We start from the raw sequence: 16928 nt of genomic DNA, 5'->3' as shown, positions 1-16928 counted from the left end.
GAAAAGGAGAAAATAATGGATGTCGAACGCTCTCTTATCAGCATACTCGCCGGAAACTCCCGTGTTTTTATTGATGAAGCCGGTGAGATTGTCGTTGAGGCGCAACTTAAAGCCTTTGAATCAGCGCTTAAATTCGCCAGTCAATGCACCCCTGAACAGGGTAATAAACCGAGAATATCCGTTGCTTTCGATCATCATGGTATTTTTCGCAAACATTTTCTGGCAGAGAAGCTCACTAATTCGCAAAAAAGACGTCCCCGCCTGTGTCATCTGCATCAGCGTATTCAACGTGTTTTTTTACCGGTGGCGAATCAATACAATATTCCGCTCAGCGAAATCTACGCCATTCATGAAGACTCTGCCCGGCAACACCTTGTTTATATGCTTGAGAATGATGATATTCCTGAGCCGGTGGTTAACCGTATGCGTGCACCGGCTCCGGCAAGCGCCGGCCCGCAGGCGTCGAAACTCTCCTGCGCCGCGATCACCCGGGAATATTTTGAACGGGCTGCAGGCGAAGGACGGACGCCTGAATCGGTGCTGGAAGTGTTCTTTGAAGACAGCCCCTGGTCAGGGAGCCTCGCCTGGGTTCGCGGGCTGCAGCTGAGCCACCTGCTCGGCTTTACTGCCGGTATTCGCCTGAACCTGGTCGATGAGCAGGGCGGCGTACAGCAGGGAGAGATTATCGCCGCACGACAAAACCCGCAGTTTTAAATCGATTCGCAGTACAACCTCAGGAAGATACCGATGAATGGACAGGATGGTTCTGTATATCTGGATAACAATGCCACTACGGCTTTAGATGATGACGTACTTGAAGCAATGATGCCCTATCTCACCCACGTTTACGGAAATGCGGCCAGTATCAGCCATGTCTGGGGCTTGCAGGCCCGCAAAGCGGTGGAGAATGCCCGTGAAATCATCGCCAGCGCGATTAATGCATACAGTCCCGGTGATATTATTTTCACTTCAGGGGCGACGGAATCGGTCAATCTGGCACTGTTCAGTCCGGTTAAAAACGGGCATGTCATTACCTCACAGATTGAGCATAAAGCCGTGCTGGACAGCTGTGCCAGGCTTGAATCTGCCGGGATGCAGGTCAGCCGGGTTGCACCGGACTGTTATGGAATCGTTTTATCTGAAGCTGTTTCTGGTGAAATCAGAAAAGAGACCCGTCTTGTCTCAATTATGTCGGCAAATAATGAAACGGGTGCGCTGCAACCGATAAACGAGATAGGGAAAATCTGTCGCGAGCAGGGTGTGGTTTTTCATTGCGATGCAACGCAGTCGCTGGGAAAAATAGCGCTGGACGTCAGGTTGTCAGATATCAGCCTGGCATCTTTCTCGGCCCATAAAATTTATGGCCCCAAAGGTGTCGGCGCGCTGTATATCAGCTCACGGGAACCTCTTATTGAACTTCAGCCTATGATGGTGGGAGGAGGGCACGAAAATGGCCTGCGATCGGGGACGTTAAATGTTGCCGGCATCGTCGGCTTTGCCCACGCTGTTAAACTGGCTGTGGAGAAACAAGCGTCAGAATCCGCCCGGATAAGGGCGTTGCGTAACCGACTCTGGCAGTTTGTCGTCGAGAGTGTGCCTGAAGTCCGTTTAAATGGTCACCCCGAACACCATCTTCCGGGGGTACTGAATCTCTCTTTCAGCGGCATTGACGCCGACTCCCTCTTGCTCGAACTTCCTGACATTGCGCTGTCAGCCGGCTCGGCATGCACCTCTGCCCGACAGGCACCGTCGCACGTCCTTAAAGCAATGGGCCTCAGCGATGCGATGGCTCAGGCAAGCATCCGTATCGGCATCGGGCGATTCAATACGGAAGCTGAAATCAGTTACGTTTGCCAGCGGCTTAAAGTCGCCGTAGAGGCACTCCGTGCGATGAACCCTGTATTTCGCCGCTCAGCAGGCCGTGCGCAGGACGTGCAACCATGAAAAATTCAACTGCACTGCTTCTGCTGTCAGGTACCTCTCTGACGGCGGGCGGTTACGGCGCCACCTTCCTGTTCTCTGCCTGGTTTCGCTCTCAGGGCGGAACCGATATTGAGGCCGGTACGACGCTGAGTATGGCTCTGCTGGGGACATTTATCGGGGTGCCACTGGTCGGCTGGTTTGCCGGGCGGATGGATGCCTCGCGGCTTGCCGCACTCGCAGCGTTCATCCTCTCCGTGGGTTATCTGCTGATGGGGAGCTTAAGCGAAGAATTCAGGTTCGTACCCTTGCTATCCACACTGCTGATTGGCCTGGGGTGGGGGATGTTTTATATCGGTGCACCTATGGCGCTTTCTGAACGTGTTTCAGATGCCGATCGCGGACACTGGTTTACCCGCTTTAGCGCGTTTCAGATGGTCGGGATCTGTGGCGGGCCGGTACTGGTCACGCTGTTGACCGGTAGCCTGCACACTCCGTTACAGCAGTGCTTTCTGCTGGTGGGGGGGGCCGGTCTGCTTGCTGCCCTGCTGCTGGCGGCATTTGGTCGTAAAGAACCGGGTGGGCCAGGCGATCGGGCTCTGAGGCCCTGGGTGAAAAAACTCGCCGTACTGGCTTTCAGCCCTGCCGCCAGGCCCATAGTGATGGTCGGATTAGGCGGTTGTGTTTTTTCAGGGATGATGTCGTTCCAGGGAAGCCTGGTCGAAGGGACCTCCGCCAGCGCCAGCACCTATTTCTGGGTGCATGCCACTACGGCAGTGGTTGCCCGGCTGTTGCTGTCGCGGCGGCTGTCGGGGCTGCCCCGTCTGCCGTTGGTTTCTGCTCTGTTATGCTGCCTGTTTGTCGGCATTCTTTGCCTGCTGTGGATACCGATCCATCCTGCTTTTCAGATTGCCTCCGCGATGCTCACCGGCCTCGGTTACGGCCTGGTGTATCCGGTGATCCAGACCTGGGCGGTGAATGATTCGCTGCCGGAAAACCGGCATGCGGCCCTGACCTGGTTCGTAATGTCTTATTTCGTCGGCATATTCGGTTTTCCAGCCTTTGGCGGCTGGATACTGGTGGCGGCGGGTAAAGTGTGGTTTATCCTGGCTCTTGCGCTGCTTGTTCTGCTGGAACTGGCTGCGGGCGCTATGCGCAGTGGAACCCGGTCTGAAAATTATTGAGTTGTGCGGTCATATCCTGCATGGTTACAGCAACTTGTGACCTGCTCAGGAGCTGGCATGTTATTTACTCTGTTCCGCACGCTGTTTCGCGTGCTGTTTCGCACCCGGCTGGCCGGCGATCTCTCCGGCCTGTATAAGAGCAAGGTGCTGATTACCCCTAACCATATGTCGTTTATCGACGGCGTGCTGCTGGCGCTGTTTCTGCCGGTAAAACCGGTGTTTGCCGTCTACTCATCGATCAGCGAACAGTGGTATATGCGCTGGGTCGGCAAGTTTATTGACGTGGTGCCGCTGGATCCGACGCGGCCGATGTCGCTGAAGCAGCTGGTACGGCTGGTTAATGAAGGCCGCCCGGTGGTGATCTTCCCGGAAGGGCGCATCACCGTCACCGGGTCGCTGATGAAGATCTACGACGGTGCCGGTTTCGTTGCCGCCAAATCGCAGGCCGCCGTGGTACCGCTGCGCATTGAAGGCGCGGAGTTCACCCCGTTTGGCCGGCTGGCCGGGGTATTTAAGCGTCGCCTGTTCCCGCGCATTACCCTGACCGTGCTGCCACCAACCACCATCCCGATGCCGGAAGCGCCGAAAGCCCGCGACCGCCGGCGTCTGGCCGGTGAGCACCTGCACCACATCATGATGGAAGCGCGGATGGCGGTGCGCCCGCGTGAGACGCTGTATCAGGCGTTTCTTTCTGCCCGCACCCGCTACGGGCTGTTTAAGCCGTGCATCGAGGACGTCAGTTTCACCCCCGACAGCTACACCGGCCTGCTGAAAAAATCGCTTGGCGTCGGGCGTATCCTCGAACGTTACACTCATCAGGGCGAAGTTATCGGCCTGCTGCTGCCGAACGCCACGGTGACCGCGGCCGCCATTCTCGGTGCCTCAATGCGCGGCCGCGTGCCGGCGATGCTTAACTACACCGCCGGGGTGAAGGGGCTGACCAGCGCGCTGACCGCCTCTGAGGTGAAAACCGTCTTCACCTCGCGCCAGTTCCTCGACAAAGGCAAGCTGTGGCATCTGCCGGAGGGCATTACCGGCGTCAAATGGGTGTTCCTCGAAGATTTGAAGGACACCGTCACCACCGGCGACAAGCTGTGGATCCTCAGCCACCTGCTGCTGCCGTCGCTGGCCGCCGTGCCGCAGCAGCCGGAAGATGCGGCGATGGTGCTGTTTACCTCCGGCTCGGAAGGCCACCCGAAGGGCGTGGTGCATTCACATAAAAGCCTGCTGGCCAACGTTGAGCAGATCCGCACCGTGGCCGACTTTACGCCGCGTGACCGCTTTATGTCGGCGCTGCCGCTGTTCCACGCTTTTGGCCTCACCGTCGGGCTGTTCACCCCGCTGATGACCGGCGCGCAGGTGTTTCTCTACCCCAGCCCGCTGCACTACCGCATCGTACCTGAGCTGGTGTATGACCGTAACTGCACCGTGCTGTTCGGCACCTCGACCTTCCTCGCTAACTATGCCCGCTTTGCCCATCCGTATGACTTTGCCCGCCTGCGCTACGTGGTGGCGGGGGCGGAGAAGCTGCAGCAGGCGACTAAAGACGTCTGGTTTGAGAAGTACGGCATCCGTATTCTTGAGGGTTACGGTGTGACCGAGTGCGCGCCGGTGGTGGCGATCAACGTGCCGATGGCGGCGAAATCGCAAACCGTCGGGCGTATTCTGCCGGGCATGGATTCACGGCTGATAGCGGTACCGGGTATCGAGAACGGCGGTCTGCTGCAGCTGCGCGGCCCGAACATTATGAAGGGCTATCTGCGCGTTGAGCGCCCTGGCGTGCTGGAAGCCCCGGTGGCGGATAACGGCGAAGGGCTGATGGAAGCGGGCTGGTACGACACCGGCGATATCGTCAGCTTCGACGAGGGTGGTTTCTGCCAGATTCAGGGCCGCGTGAAGCGCTTTGCCAAAATCGCCGGCGAAATGGTCTCTCTGGAGAACGTCGAGCAGATTGCGCTGAAGGCCTCGGCGGATAAACAACATGCGGCCACCCAGCGCCCGGACGGCAACCGTGGTGAAGCGCTGGTGCTGTTTACCACCGATGCGGAACTGTCGCGCGATAAACTGCTGCAGGCGGCGCGTGAGCTGGGCAGCCCCGAGCTGGCGGTGCCGCGCGATATCCGCGTGATTAAACAGCTGCCGCTGCTCGGCAGCGGTAAACCGGATTTTGTCACCCTGCGTGAGATGGCAGAAAAGCCGGAGGGCAACGATGAGTAACCTGGCGACGGGCGGCAAGCCGCTGCTGTCGAAGGGGATGATGGCCGTGATCGTCGCCCAGTTCCTGTCGGCGTTTGGTGATAACGCGCTGCTGTTTGCCGCGCTGGCGGTGCTCAAGCAGCTGGTCTATCCCGACTGGAGCCAGCCGGTGCTGCAGATGGTGTTTGTCGCCACCTACATCATTCTCGCGCCGTTCGTCGGCCAGTTTGCCGACGGCTTTGCCAAAGGGCGGGTGATGATGGCAGCCAACGGCCTGAAGCTGCTGGGCGCGATGGTGATCTGCTTCGGCTTTGATCCTTTCCTCGGCTACAGCCTGGTCGGCATCGGCGCGGCGGCCTATTCCCCTGCCAAGTACGGCATCCTCGGCGAACTGACCGACGGAGAAACGCTGGTCAAGGCCAACGGCCTGATGGAGTCCTCGACCATCGCCGCAATCCTGCTCGGTTCGGTGGCCGGCGGCTTCCTCGCCGACTGGAACCTGACCGGCGCGCTGGCTGCCTGCGTACTGGCCTACGCGCTGGCGGTGGCGGCCAACCTGCTGATCCCGAAACTGCCCACGGCGCGCGGCGGCCAGTCGTGGCGGCCGGCGGCGATGTCCGCCAGCTTCTTTAACGCCTGCCGCACGCTGTGGCGCAACCCGGAGACCCGTTTCTCGCTGGTCGGCACCAGCATGTTCTGGGGCGCCGGGGTAACGCTGCGCTTCCTGCTGGTGCTGTGGGTGCCGGTGGCGCTGGGCATCAGCGATAACAAAACCCCGACGCTGCTTAACGCGATGGTGGCGATCGGCATCGTCATCGGTGCGATCGCAGCGGCGAAGCTGGTGACGCTGAAAACCGTGGCGCGCTGTATGCCGGCCGGCGTACTGATCGGCGTGGCGGTAGTGGCGTTTGCCCTGCAGCAGCAGGCGATCAACGCTTACCTGCTGCTGGTGGTGATTGGCGTGCTGGGTGGCTTCTTCGTGGTACCGCTTAACGCGCTGCTGCAGATGCGCGGCAAAGAGACGGTGGGAGCAGGTAACGCCATCGCGGTGCAGAACCTCGGTGAGAATATGGCGATGCTGCTGATGCTTGGCCTCTACTCGCTGGCGATCCGCCTCGGTGCGCCACCGGTTGCCACCGGCGTAGGTTTCGGCGCGCTGTTTGCGCTGGCCATCGCCCTGCTGTGGGGCTGGCATCAGGTGCAAAAACGCCGCCGCTGAGAACAACCTAAGTACGGGCCTGCTCGGCCCGTACTCGCTTTACCGGTTTTAAGATCTTTAAGGCCTTTCCCCTCCTGCCTGCGCTTTTCTTTCGGTTACTATTCGACCTCTTCTATGACGCATGACTTGCATACTGCGGCGCATATCGTTCGCGTACCATTGCGTTGCTCATCACCCGTTTCGCCAGCGGCAGTGCTTTTTGCCGGGCGGCGAGCGAACTTTACGACATTCTGAAAGGGAGCCTGAAATGGAAAGAAGGGAATTTATTGCCAAATCCGCACTGTCCCTGGTCGCCGCCAGTCTTGGAGCCGGTGCCACGGGTTCACTGTTTGCTGCCCCCCCGGCGGCCACACCGCAGTACCGGCACGGGCCGAAGCAGGCAACGGGCGACAAAGGTAAAAGGATCAGTCTCGCATTTGTTATTTACCCCGGCATGACCCCGCTGGACATCATCGGCCCGGCGACCATGCTGGGCGGTGAAAATTTCGATATTCACTTTGTCTGGCGCGACCGTAACCCGGTCCACGGCGAAATGGCCCACGTGCAGTTCCTGCCCAGCACCACCTTCCGCGAGCTGAAAAAAGTGGACGTCCTGTGCATCACCGGCACCGGCAACCCCTATGCGCTGCTGAAAGAGCATGAAATGATCGACTGGCTGCATGAGGTGGGCGGCAAAGCGGAATGGATCACCAGCGTCTGTACCGGCTCCATTCTGCTGGGCGCGGCGGGGCTGCTGCAGGGGTATCAGGCCACCACCCACTGGTCAATGATCGACGATCTGAAACCTTTCGGGGCGATCCCGGTCAATGACCGCGTGGTAATTGACCGCAACCGCATTACCGGCGGAGGCGTCACGGCCGGTATCGATTTTGGCCTGACGCTGCAGGCGGAGCTGGCCGGCAAACAGAGCGCCGAGTACGCTCAGCTGATCACCCAGTACGATCCGCATCCGCCGTTCCACAGCGGTACGCCGCAGCAGGCCGCGCCAGAGCTGGTTAAGTCAGTGAAAAAGATGGTCTTTGATATGGTCGAAGCCCGCACCCCGGACTGGCAGCAGCAGATGAAGGCGAGCGTGGCGCGAATGCAGCGTTACAACAAAGCGTAAGAACAGGGCGAGGGAAACCTCGCCCTGAGACATTATGGCGCAGGGTAAGTGAAGCGGCGGTGAATCGCCTCCAGCCCTTCCAGTACGTCCGCGTTCAGCGTGAGGTCGTAGCTGTCGATATTGATCTTCAGCTGCTCCAGCGTCGTCGCCCCCAGCAGCGTGCTGGCGACAAACGGCTGCTGGCGGACAAACGCCAGCGCCATCTGCGACGGGTCCAGCCCGTGTTTTTTCGCCAGCGCGACGTATTCTGCAATCGCCAGCTGCGACTGCTCGCCGCTGTAGCGGGTAAAGCGGCTGAACAGCGTATTGCGTGCGCCGGCCGGCTGCGCGCCGTTGAGGTACTTGCCGCTCAGGGTGCCGAACGCCAGGCTGGAGTAGGCCAGCAGCTCAACCCCTTCATGATGGCTGATCTCCGCCAGACCCACCTCAAAGCTGCGGTTCAGCAGGCTGTAGGGGTTCTGAATGCTGACGATGCGCGGCAGCTCGTGTTTTTCCGCCAGCTGCAGATAGCGCATCACGCCCCACGGCGTTTCATTGGACACGCCGATGTAGCGGATTTTCCCGGCGCGAACCTGCTCGTTCAGCGCTTCCAGCGTCTCCAGCAGCGTGACCGGCGCGGTGGTATCGGCATATTCATAGTTCAGCTTGCCAAAGAAGTTGGTCTGGCGCTGCGGCCAGTGCAGCTGATAAAGATCGAGATAGTCGGTATTCAGCCGTTTCAGGCTGGCATCCAGCGCGGCACGGATGTTTTTACGGTCCAGTACCTGCCCCGGGCGGATAGAGGCGTCCGCACCGCGCACCGGTCCGGCAACTTTCGAGGCCAGCACCACTTTGTCACGGTTACCGCGCGCCTTCAGCCAGCTGCCAATATAACTCTCGGTCAGGCCCTGAGTTTCCGGGCGCGGCGGCACCGGATACATTTCGGCGGTATCAATCAGGTTGATGCCGCGGCTCAGGGCGTAATCCAGCTGGGCATGCGCGTCGGCTTCGCTGTTCTGCTCGCCAAAGGTCATGGTTCCCAGGCCCAGTGAGCTGATTTCAAGGGTGCTGTGGGGGATACGGTGATAATGCATTTCCGGCTTCCTTTTCATTTTTGAAGGTCAGGGAATACTCCTGCATCGTTCACTGGCTGACGGTGCCAGATCCCGGTTTTCGACTATAACCGCGGCGGGGCAGTGGGGGAAGTGAGGAATTGTGCAGAGCGATGAACAACTGCCTGAATACGGGCGCATCCAGGCAACAGCCGCCAGATTAGCGCTCAACGATGCTGGAAACCTCGTCGCCGTTAATCTGCTTCTCATGACCGGACTCGTCGGTGTACTGCACCAGCCCGGTCTCTTTATCAATTTGCGGCTTACCGTCGGTCATAATCATCTGCCCGTCTTTGGTCGCCATTACATAGCTGCTGCTGCAGCCGCTCAACAGCATCGCTATGCCGATCGCCGCTGCGCCAGTCATCAACTTCATGGTTATCTCCCCTGTGATTCGTTTACGCTTAAGAGTGTAGTAATAAACGAAATATTCCGTGGTGATAATCACATCAGTCTGAAAGTCCGGCGTTAAGGCCGGAAAACTTGACATCGCCGGCCACCGCCGGCGGCTCAGAGTAAAAAGTGCCGCGCCAGCAGCGCACCGGTAAAGGATTTTTTCAGATAGAAGCCGCGCGGCAGGGTCATAATCGGCTGCCCCTCGCGGCCAATCCCCTCGGTCAACGCTCTGCTGTTGGCCGCTTTAGGGCGAATTTGCAGCACGTCGCCGTGGCGTGCGGTGATCTGCTCCACCTGGCCGAGCACGATCATATCCATCAGCTCTTCCCAGTCGCGGCGCAGCTGCCGCTCCTCCTCCGCGTTGGGGCTCCACAGCAGCGCGGCCCCGACGTGGCGGTCAGGCAGCGCAATGGCCCGATCGCCCTCCACCGGCACCCACAGCACCCGGCTCAGCTTATGGCGGACGTGGCTGGTGAGCCAGGTCACGCCGCTGTTGCCGGTCAGCGGCGCCACGCAGACAAAGGTGGTTTCCAGCGGGCGGCCCGCCGCGTCGATCGGAATGGTTTTCAGCTCAACGCCAATGGCGGCGAAATCCTGCTCCGGCTTGCTGCCCGCGCTGGCCCCCAGGCAGCGTTCCAGCAGCATACCCACCCAGCCTTTATCGCGCTTCAGATCGCGCGGGATAGCTAAACCACAGGCGTGCGCCAGTTCACCGAGGGTGTACCCCGCTAGGCCTCGGGCGCGGGCCATCAGCTCATCTTCATGGCGTGGCGGCGGCAGAAAATCGTTATCGCTCAATCTGCTCTCCGGTGGTTAAAAAAAGTACAGCAAACGACAGCATCACGGCGTGCGGTTATTCAGTGGGGGAAAAAAACAATAATAGCATGATAAATCGTGTTTTTTTATCGCCCGACTGCCGCCGTCGGTCAGGGCTCAGTAAGGTTTAACTTTTCTGGTCACCGGCAATGAACAGGATCTTCCGGGTAGTTATCCACAGAAAAGTGGGATAAGTGGTCCGTGAAGATAATACTGTTTCCATTTACAGCCTTGACGCAGGGGTTTTTTGCCCATTTAGCCTGCGTCGTGGGCAAGTAATCAACATATTCTGTGGATAACGTCATATGTGCGCGAAAAATCACCAGTCCGCGGATCGCTGGATATGACAGCAGAATGACATGGACAGGAAAAGGGCGCTACACCGCTAAATACCGCTGATTAATATAAGATTATTCCTTGATGCTGGCAGGTCTTGTTTAGCGACTATAAAAGTTTTCCCCACTTCTTCAGCGAGTTCTGCACAAAGCTATCCACAGAAAACGTGAATAAGATCGCCTTTTTCCCCCGCTTTCTGTTTATAACTTGCCTGTTAATGAAGAGTTATCCCACTCCGGACCAGGCACATGCTGTTAAAGCAGTGGTTTACCGTCTGTAAGGAGTGTGAAACAATCAGAACATCCAGTTTTAGTTTGAGGTAGTCCGGTGATCGATGATGATGGCTACCGCCCGAATGTTGGTATCGTAATTTGTAACAGGCAGGGACAGGTGCTGTGGGCCAGACGTTTTGGTCAGCACTCCTGGCAGTTTCCCCAGGGGGGCATCAACCCAGGGGAGACCGCGGAACAGGCAATGTACCGCGAGCTTTTCGAGGAAGTCGGTTTACACCGTAAGGATGTGCGCATTCTGGCCTCCACCCGAAACTGGTTACGATATAAGTTGCCTAAACGTTTGGTGCGTTGGGACACAAAGCCGGTTTGTATCGGCCAAAAACAGAAATGGTTTCTCCTGCAGCTGTTGTGCAACGACGCGGATATCAACATGCAAACCAGCAGCACGCCGGAATTTGACGGCTGGCGGTGGGTCAGCTTCTGGTATCCGGTACGCCAGGTGGTCTCCTTCAAGCGCGACGTCTATCGTCGGGTGATGAAAGAGTTTGCCAGCGTGGTGATGCCCCTGCAGGAAAATACCGCACCACGAAACACGCCCTTTCGACGGAAGAGAGGTTAAGCCACACCGATCATGCTCACACAGCTGCGCGAAATAGTTGAGAAAGTGGCAGCAGCGCCTCGTCTTACCGAGGCGCTGGATATTCTGGTTAATGAGATATGTCTGGCGATGGAAACCGAGGTCTGCTCGGTTTACCTCGCCGATAACGATCGTCGCTGCTACTACCTGATGGCTACGCGTGGGCTAAAAAAGCCGCGTGGGCGCACGGTCGCCCTGGCATTTGATGAAGGCATTGTCGGCCTGGTCGGTCGCCTTGCTGAGCCGATCAACCTTGCCGATGCGCAGAAACACCCCAGCTTTAAATATATCCCCTCGGTCAAAGAGGAGCAGTTTCGCTCGTTCCTCGGCGTACCGATCATCAGCCGTCGCCAGCTGCTGGGCGTGCTGGTGGTGCAGCAGCGCGAACATCGCCTGTTTGACGAAAGCGAAGAGTCCTTCCTGGTCACGCTGGCGACGCAGCTGGCGGCGATCCTGTCGCAGTCCCAGCTTAACGCGCTGTTCGGCCAGTACCGGCAAACCCGCATTCAGGCGATTGCCGCCGCGTCCGGTGTGGCGGTGGCGGAGGGTTGGGTAGACTCTTCACAGCCGTCGCTGGAAAACGTCTCGGCGGCCTCAACGCTCGATTCAGTGCGCGAACGCGAACGGCTGGCGCTGGCGATGGCGGAAGCCTCGGCGGAGTTTCGCCGTTACAGCAAGCGCTTCACCGCCAGCCTGCACAAAGAGAGCGCGGCAATCTTCGATCTCTACTCGCACCTGCTCAGCGATGCGCGGCTGAAGAAAGACCTGCTGGCGGAGATTGAGGCCGGCTCGGTGGCGGAGTGGGCGGTTAAAAAGGTCATTGAGAAGTTTGCCGCCCAGTTTGCCAGCCTGCAGGACAGCTATCTGCGCGAGCGCGCGGGCGACCTGCGGGTGCTTGGCCAGCGCCTGCTGTTCCACCTTGACGACACCATTCAGGGCACCAACACCTGGCCGGAACGCTTCGTGCTGGTGGCCGATGAGCTGACGGCCACCACGCTGGCCGAGCTGCCGCGTGAACGGCTGGCCGGGGTGGTGGTGCGTGACGGTGCCGCCAACTCCCATGCGGCGATTATGGTGCGCGCGCTGGGTATTCCGACGGTGATGGGGGCCGATATTCAGCCGGAGCTGCTGAAGGGCCACCTGCTGATCGTCGACGGCTATCGCGGCGAGCTGCTGGTGGACCCGGAAGCGGTGCTGGTCAACGAATATCAGCGGCTGATCAGCGCGGAGAACGAACTGAGCCAGCTGGCCGAAGGGCTGGTTGAGCAGCCGGGGCAGCTGAAAAGCGGCCAGACGGTAAAAGTAATGCTCAATGCCGGCTTAAGCGCCGAGCATGAAAAAACCCAGGGCAGCAGGGTCGACGGCGTCGGCCTGTACCGTACCGAAATCCCGTTTATGCTGCAGAGCGGCTTCCCGTCGGAAGAGGAGCAGGTGGCGCAGTATCAGGGCATGCTGCAGCTGTTCCTCGATAAACCGGTGACGCTGCGCACGCTGGACGTCGGCGCGGACAAGCAGCTGCCCTATATGCCCATCAGCGAAGAGAACCCGGCGCTGGGCTGGCGCGGCATCCGCCTGACCCTTGACCAGCCGGAGATTTTCCTCGTGCAGCTGCGCGCGATGCTGCGCGCCAACGTGGCCAGCAACAACCTCAGCATCCTGCTGCCGATGATCACCAGCATTGATGAGATCGACGAGGCGCAACGGCTGATCGACCGCGCCAGTCAGGAAGTGAGCGAGATGCTCGGTTACGCTATTCCGCTGCCCCGGCTGGGGGTGATGATTGAAGTGCCGTCGATGATCTTTATGATCCCGCACCTGCGCGGGCGCATCGATTTTATCTCGGTCGGCACCAACGACCTGACCCAGTACCTGCTGGCGGTGGATCGCAACAACACCCGGGTGGCGTCAATCTACGACAGCCTGCACCCGGCGCTGCTGCGGGCGTTACAGACCATCGCCGATGAGGCAGAACGGGCCGGTATTGAGCTGTGCCTGTGCGGTGAAATGGCCGGCGACCCGATGAGCGTGGTGATGCTGGTGGGCATGGGCTATCACCACCTGAGCATGAACGGCCGCAACGTGGCGCGGGTCAAATATCTGCTGCGCCATATTGAGCTGGAAGAGGCGCAGGCGCTGGCCCGCACCGGCCTGGCCGCGATGCACACCCGCGAGGTGCGCAGCGAAGTGGCGGCGTTTATGGAGCAGAAAGGGCTGGGCGGCCTGATCCGCGGCGGGCGCTGAACGGGTTCCTCAGGCAACTTCTCTCTTAACAAAGTTTACACTCGGGCGGGACCGCGAAAATTCCCGCTATGCTATGATGCGCGACTTATGCAGCCGACGATTGCGGCTGCCTGTCAGGATTGACTCAACTAATGGTGAAAGATGAATAACGGCTATCTGGCTTTCCCCCAATTCGACCCGGTGATCTTCTCCATCGGGCCGGTTTCGCTGCACTGGTACGGGCTGATGTATCTGGTGGGTTTCGTGTTCGCCATGTGGCTGGCGGTGCGCCGCGCCAATAAGCCGGGCAGCGGCTGGAAAAAAGAAGAGGTTGAAAACCTGCTGTACGCTGGTTTCCTCGGCGTGTTCCTCGGCGGACGTATCGGTTATGTGTTCTTCTATAACCTGCCTTTGTTCCTCGAAAATCCGCTCTACCTGTTCAAAGTGTGGGACGGTGGTATGTCGTTCCACGGCGGCCTGATCGGCGTGATCGTGGTGATGATGATCTTTGCCCACCGCACCAAACGTCACTTCTTCCAGGTGGCTGACTTTATGGCGCCGCTGATCCCGTTTGGGCTGGGTGCCGGACGCCTTGGCAACTTTATCAACGGCGAGCTGTGGGGCCGCGTCGATCCGAACCTGCCGTGGGCAATGCTGTTCCCCGGCTCGCGCAGCGAAGATATTGCGCTGGTGGCCAGCCATCCGGAATGGCAGTCGCTGCTCTCGACCTACGGCGTGCTGCCGCGCCACCCTTCGCAGCTGTATGAGCTGATTCTGGAAGGGGTGGTTCTGTTTATCATCCTCAACCTGTTTATTCGTAAGTCACGCCCGATGGGCGCGGTCTCTGGCCTGTTCCTGATCGGCTATGGCGCTTTCCGTATTATCGTAGAGTTCTTCCGCCAGCCGGACCAGCAGCTTGGCCTGTTCAGCGGCATCAGCATGGGGCAGATCCTCTCCGTGCCGATGATTCTGGCAGGTGTGATTATGATTATCTGGGCGTACCGTCGTCGCCCGCAGCCCAAAATTCGTGAGGAAAAATGAAACAGTATCTGGCGTTAATGCAGCACGTGCTTGACCACGGCACACCGAAAAACGATCGCACCGGCACCGGTACGCTGTCGGTTTTCGGCCACCAGATGCGTTTCAATTTGCAGGAAGGGTTTCCGCTGGTCACCACCAAGAAGTGCCATCTGCGCTCGATTATTCATGAGCTGCTGTGGTTCCTCAACGGCGATACCAATATCGCCTACCTGAAAGAGAACAAGGTCTCGATCTGGGATGAGTGGGCGGATGAAAACGGCGACCTCGGGCCGGTGTACGGCAAGCAGTGGCGCAGCTGGGGCGCGCCGGACGGCCGCCAGATCGACCAGCTGACGAAGGTGGTTGAGCAGCTGAAATCTGACCCGGACTCGCGGCGCATTATCGTCTCCGCCTGGAACGTCGGCGAACTGGACGAGATGGCGCTGGCCCCGTGCCACGCCTTTTTCCAGTTCTACGTAGCGGATGGTAAACTCTCCTGCCAGCTGTACCAGCGCTCCTGCGATATCTTCCTCGGCCTGCCGTTCAATATCGCCAGCTATGCGCTGCTGGTGCATATGATGGCGCAGCAGTGCGATCTGCAGGTGGGCGACTTTGTCTGGACCGGTGGCGATACTCACCTCTACAGCAACCATCTGGAACAGACGCGTCTGCAGCTGACCCGTGAACCGCGCACGCTGCCGCAGCTGATCATCAAGCGTAAACCGGACTCGCTGTTCGACTACCGCTTCGACGATTTTGAGATTGAAGGTTACGACCCGCATCCGGCGATTAAAGCCCCGGTGGCGATCTGACCCTGTTGCCCGGCGTGCTGCTTTACCGCAGCCCGCCGGGCACGCCTTCCTGCCTGACTTCACCAACCTCACCAACCTCACCAACCTCACCAACCTCACCAACCTCACCAACCTCACCAACTTCACTAACTTCACTAACTTCACTAACTTCACTAACTTCACCAACTTCTGCACTTCGCCGCAATAATCAGGCGCGTTGCTGCAACTCTTTATCTTCCGCTGAACAGCCCCCGCAACGATGGCTTTTGCCGCTGGTATCCGCTGCCGGCAGGCGCAAACTGGCGTGATGAAAATCCTGACCGAACGTGGTTTTACCCTGCTGGAGATGATGCTGGTGCTGGCGATGGTGGCCGCACTGAGCAGCGCGGGCTGGCACGGCTGGCAGCGCTGGCAGCAGCGTCAGCGGCTGGACGAAAGCGCCGCGCAGATCCGCCAGCTGCTGCTGCGCCTGCGCAGCGACGCCAACTGGCATAACGCCGAACGGCTGCTGTGGCTGAAGCCAGGCGCGCGCTGGTGCTTCGGCGGCGGCCCCGCCGTTGAGCGCTGTCGGCCGTCGTCACCGTGGCAGCTGTCGGCCCCCTGGCCGGAAGTGCGGCTGCGTGAACTCAGCGACGGCATGGGTTTCTACGGTAAAAACAACACCGCCTTCCCCGGCCATGTGCTGATTGCCAGCCCGGCAGGGGAGCGGCGCATTATCGTCTCCGCCCGCGGCCGGGTGCGCATCTGCGCGCAGTCCGAAGAGCGCTGCCGGTGACGGGGCAGACGGGTGCTCAGGTTCATGGACGGGCGCATGCTCTGCTTCATGGACAGAAGCAGGTTCATGGACGGATACAGGTTCATGGACAAAGGCGGGTTCATGGACAGCTACGGGTTCATGGACAAAGGCGGGTTCATGGACAGCTACGGGTTCATGGACAAAGGCGGGTTCATGGACGGATCCAGGTTCAGTTACTCAGGCATGACGGGCGGCGTCAGAGGGTGCCAGTGAAAAAGCAGCGGGCGCAGGGGTTTACTTTGCTGGAGGTGTTAATCGCTCTGGCAGTAGGCAGCGTGCTGATGCTCGGCGCCACGCGCACGCTGCCGCTGCTGGTGCAGCATACTCAGCGGCTGCTGATGCAGGCTCAGCTGCAGGAGGAGCTGCAGCAGATCGCCTGGCGGCTGGAGAAAGCCCTGCGGCGTGCCGGCTACTGTAACGGGCACTGTTCCGGCCCGGCTCTGAGCATTCGCCCGCCGCCGTCCGCCTGCCTGCTGCTGCGCTGGGATGAGAACAGTAACGGCAGGTGGGAGGGCGTCGGGCGGGACAACAGCGAGTTCTGGGGCTACCGGCTGCGCGCGGGCAATCTGGAAATGCAGCGCGGAGTGGCGAGCTGCGAGGGGCCAGGCTGGGAAAAACTGAACGACCCTCGCCAGATCGCTATCAGCCAGTTCACGATCGCGCGGCACGCGCATCAGCTCAGGCTGGTACTCAGCGCCTTCGCGGTGGCGTGGCCTGCCGTAACCTTGACGCTGGAGCAGCAGGTGAATGCGGAGAATTTGTAAAAATAACCGAGTTTGACAGGGGACTTTCTGCGATGAAGGGGACTGTCTTCCTCAAGGGTACGGCGGATCGGGAGTCACTGACGCGGGGCAGGGAGGCATCAATAACGAGTGACGGATGACGGTGGTGAGGCCGCTATGAAGCGTACAGACGGCGTAGTGAGGGGCGTCATGATGGCAACAAAAGAGGCTAGCGTCGCTATGATG

The 16928-nt window shown here is 59.4% G+C and carries 16 protein-coding genes; 13 read left to right on the top strand and 3 right to left on the bottom strand.

Annotation, left to right across the window (positions count from 1 at the left end; translation table 11 throughout):
* The first annotated feature begins 15 nt into the window (after positions 1–15).
* The 6 genes from NV64_RS03400 to NV64_RS03375 all read left to right on the top strand — a co-directional run bounded on the left by NV64_RS03400 (position 16) and on the right by NV64_RS03375 (position 7624).
* The gene (locus NV64_RS03400; protein WP_056231993.1) at positions 16–714 is read left to right on the top strand and encodes a hypothetical protein; all 699 of its coding nucleotides are present in this window, start codon (positions 16–18) and stop codon (positions 712–714) included.
* 33 nt (positions 715–747) lie between these two features.
* Entirely contained in the window at positions 748–1944 is a 1197-nt protein-coding gene (locus tag NV64_RS03395) for a cysteine desulfurase family protein (RefSeq protein WP_101505322.1), read from the top strand.
* Positions 1941–3104, top strand: a complete 1164-nt coding sequence (locus tag NV64_RS03390) for an MFS transporter (protein ID WP_056231998.1) — start codon at positions 1941–1943, stop codon at positions 3102–3104. The genes NV64_RS03395 and NV64_RS03390 overlap by 4 nt, the downstream gene beginning before the upstream one ends.
* Before the next feature lie 57 nt (positions 3105–3161).
* Positions 3162–5321 (top strand): bifunctional acyl-ACP--phospholipid O-acyltransferase/long-chain-fatty-acid--ACP ligase, encoded by a 2160-nt coding sequence (gene aas / locus NV64_RS03385; protein WP_056232001.1) that lies wholly within the window; start codon positions 3162–3164, stop codon positions 5319–5321.
* Entirely contained in the window at positions 5314–6519 is a 1206-nt protein-coding gene (lplT, locus tag NV64_RS03380) for a lysophospholipid transporter LplT (protein ID WP_101505321.1), read from the top strand. Before aas ends, lplT begins: the two co-directional genes overlap by 8 nt.
* 247 nt (positions 6520–6766) lie before the next feature.
* The gene (locus tag NV64_RS03375; RefSeq protein ID WP_101505320.1) at positions 6767–7624 is read left to right on the top strand and encodes a DJ-1/PfpI family protein; all 858 of its coding nucleotides are present in this window, start codon (positions 6767–6769) and stop codon (positions 7622–7624) included.
* A 32-nt stretch (positions 7625–7656) separates the two neighbouring features.
* On the opposite strand, the gene NV64_RS03370 is transcribed toward NV64_RS03375, so the two are convergent.
* The 3 genes from NV64_RS03370 to mutH all read right to left on the bottom strand — a co-directional run bounded on the left by NV64_RS03370 (position 7657) and on the right by mutH (position 9909).
* Positions 7657–8697: an NADP(H)-dependent aldo-keto reductase gene (locus tag NV64_RS03370; RefSeq protein WP_056232007.1), complete on the bottom strand. Its 1041-nt coding sequence runs from the start codon at positions 8695–8697 to the stop codon at positions 7657–7659.
* Positions 8698–8875: 178 nt separating this feature from the next.
* Entirely contained in the window at positions 8876–9091 is a 216-nt protein-coding gene (locus tag NV64_RS03365; protein WP_056232009.1) for a YgdI/YgdR family lipoprotein, read from the bottom strand.
* Between the two features lie 134 nt (positions 9092–9225).
* Positions 9226–9909, bottom strand: coding sequence for a DNA mismatch repair endonuclease MutH (gene mutH, locus NV64_RS03360; protein ID WP_255354401.1), 684 nt, complete (start codon positions 9907–9909; stop codon positions 9226–9228).
* A gap of 681 nt (positions 9910–10590) precedes the next feature.
* On the opposite strand from mutH, the gene rppH reads away from it, so the two are divergent.
* The 7 genes from rppH to NV64_RS03320 all read left to right on the top strand — a co-directional run bounded on the left by rppH (position 10591) and on the right by NV64_RS03320 (position 16724).
* The gene (gene rppH / locus NV64_RS03355; RefSeq protein WP_056232011.1) at positions 10591–11115 is read left to right on the top strand and encodes an RNA pyrophosphohydrolase; all 525 of its coding nucleotides are present in this window, start codon (positions 10591–10593) and stop codon (positions 11113–11115) included.
* A 12-nt stretch (positions 11116–11127) separates the two neighbouring features.
* A complete protein-coding gene (gene ptsP, locus NV64_RS03350; protein WP_056232013.1) occupies positions 11128–13374 on the top strand; it encodes a phosphoenolpyruvate--protein phosphotransferase in 2247 nt (748 codons plus the stop codon).
* Positions 13375–13515: 141 nt separating this feature from the next.
* Positions 13516–14394 (top strand): prolipoprotein diacylglyceryl transferase, encoded by an 879-nt coding sequence (gene lgt / locus NV64_RS03345; protein WP_056232016.1) that lies wholly within the window; start codon positions 13516–13518, stop codon positions 14392–14394.
* The gene (thyA, locus tag NV64_RS03340) at positions 14391–15185 is read left to right on the top strand and encodes a thymidylate synthase (protein ID WP_101505319.1); all 795 of its coding nucleotides are present in this window, start codon (positions 14391–14393) and stop codon (positions 15183–15185) included. The genes lgt and thyA overlap by 4 nt, the downstream gene beginning before the upstream one ends.
* 286 nt (positions 15186–15471) lie before the next feature.
* Entirely contained in the window at positions 15472–15939 is a 468-nt protein-coding gene (locus NV64_RS03330; RefSeq protein WP_101505317.1) for a prepilin peptidase-dependent protein, read from the top strand.
* A gap of 36 nt (positions 15940–15975) precedes the next feature.
* Complete coding sequence (locus NV64_RS03325) at positions 15976–16173, top strand: hypothetical protein (protein ID WP_146005440.1); 198 nt, start codon at positions 15976–15978, stop codon at positions 16171–16173.
* Complete coding sequence (locus NV64_RS03320; RefSeq protein ID WP_056232025.1) at positions 16170–16724, top strand: prepilin peptidase-dependent protein; 555 nt, start codon at positions 16170–16172, stop codon at positions 16722–16724. The genes NV64_RS03325 and NV64_RS03320 overlap by 4 nt, the downstream gene beginning before the upstream one ends.
* The last annotated feature ends 204 nt before the right edge of the window (positions 16725–16928 follow it).

The organism is Erwinia sp. B116 (genome assembly GCF_002865965.1).
GTDB lineage: Bacteria > Pseudomonadota > Gammaproteobacteria > Enterobacterales > Enterobacteriaceae > Erwinia.
The sequence above is the reverse complement of the archived record's forward strand: the minus strand, read 5'-3'. Positions and strand labels throughout refer to the sequence as shown.

What these genes read in the sequence shown, in the direction of transcription:
- NV64_RS03400 (WP_056231993.1), top strand. Translation starts at nt 16, where the DNA reads ATGGATGTCGAACGCTCTCTTATCAGCATACTCGCCGGAAACTCCCGT.
- NV64_RS03395 (WP_101505322.1), top strand. Translation starts at nt 748, where the DNA reads ATGAATGGACAGGATGGTTCTGTATATCTGGATAACAATGCCACTACG.
- NV64_RS03390 (WP_056231998.1), top strand. Translation starts at nt 1,941, where the DNA reads ATGAAAAATTCAACTGCACTGCTTCTGCTGTCAGGTACCTCTCTGACG.
- aas (WP_056232001.1), top strand. Translation starts at nt 3,162, where the DNA reads ATGTTATTTACTCTGTTCCGCACGCTGTTTCGCGTGCTGTTTCGCACC.
- lplT (WP_101505321.1), top strand. Translation starts at nt 5,314, where the DNA reads ATGAGTAACCTGGCGACGGGCGGCAAGCCGCTGCTGTCGAAGGGGATG.
- NV64_RS03375 (WP_101505320.1), top strand. Translation starts at nt 6,767, where the DNA reads ATGGAAAGAAGGGAATTTATTGCCAAATCCGCACTGTCCCTGGTCGCC.
- NV64_RS03370 (WP_056232007.1), bottom strand. Translation starts at nt 8,697, where the DNA reads ATGCATTATCACCGTATCCCCCACAGCACCCTTGAAATCAGCTCACTG.
- NV64_RS03365 (WP_056232009.1), bottom strand. Translation starts at nt 9,091, where the DNA reads ATGAAGTTGATGACTGGCGCAGCGGCGATCGGCATAGCGATGCTGTTG.
- ptsP (WP_056232013.1), top strand. Translation starts at nt 11,128, where the DNA reads ATGCTCACACAGCTGCGCGAAATAGTTGAGAAAGTGGCAGCAGCGCCT.
- lgt (WP_056232016.1), top strand. Translation starts at nt 13,516, where the DNA reads ATGAATAACGGCTATCTGGCTTTCCCCCAATTCGACCCGGTGATCTTC.
- thyA (WP_101505319.1), top strand. Translation starts at nt 14,391, where the DNA reads ATGAAACAGTATCTGGCGTTAATGCAGCACGTGCTTGACCACGGCACA.
- NV64_RS03330 (WP_101505317.1), top strand. Translation starts at nt 15,472, where the DNA reads ATGAAAATCCTGACCGAACGTGGTTTTACCCTGCTGGAGATGATGCTG.
- NV64_RS03325 (WP_146005440.1), top strand. Translation starts at nt 15,976, where the DNA reads ATGCTCTGCTTCATGGACAGAAGCAGGTTCATGGACGGATACAGGTTC.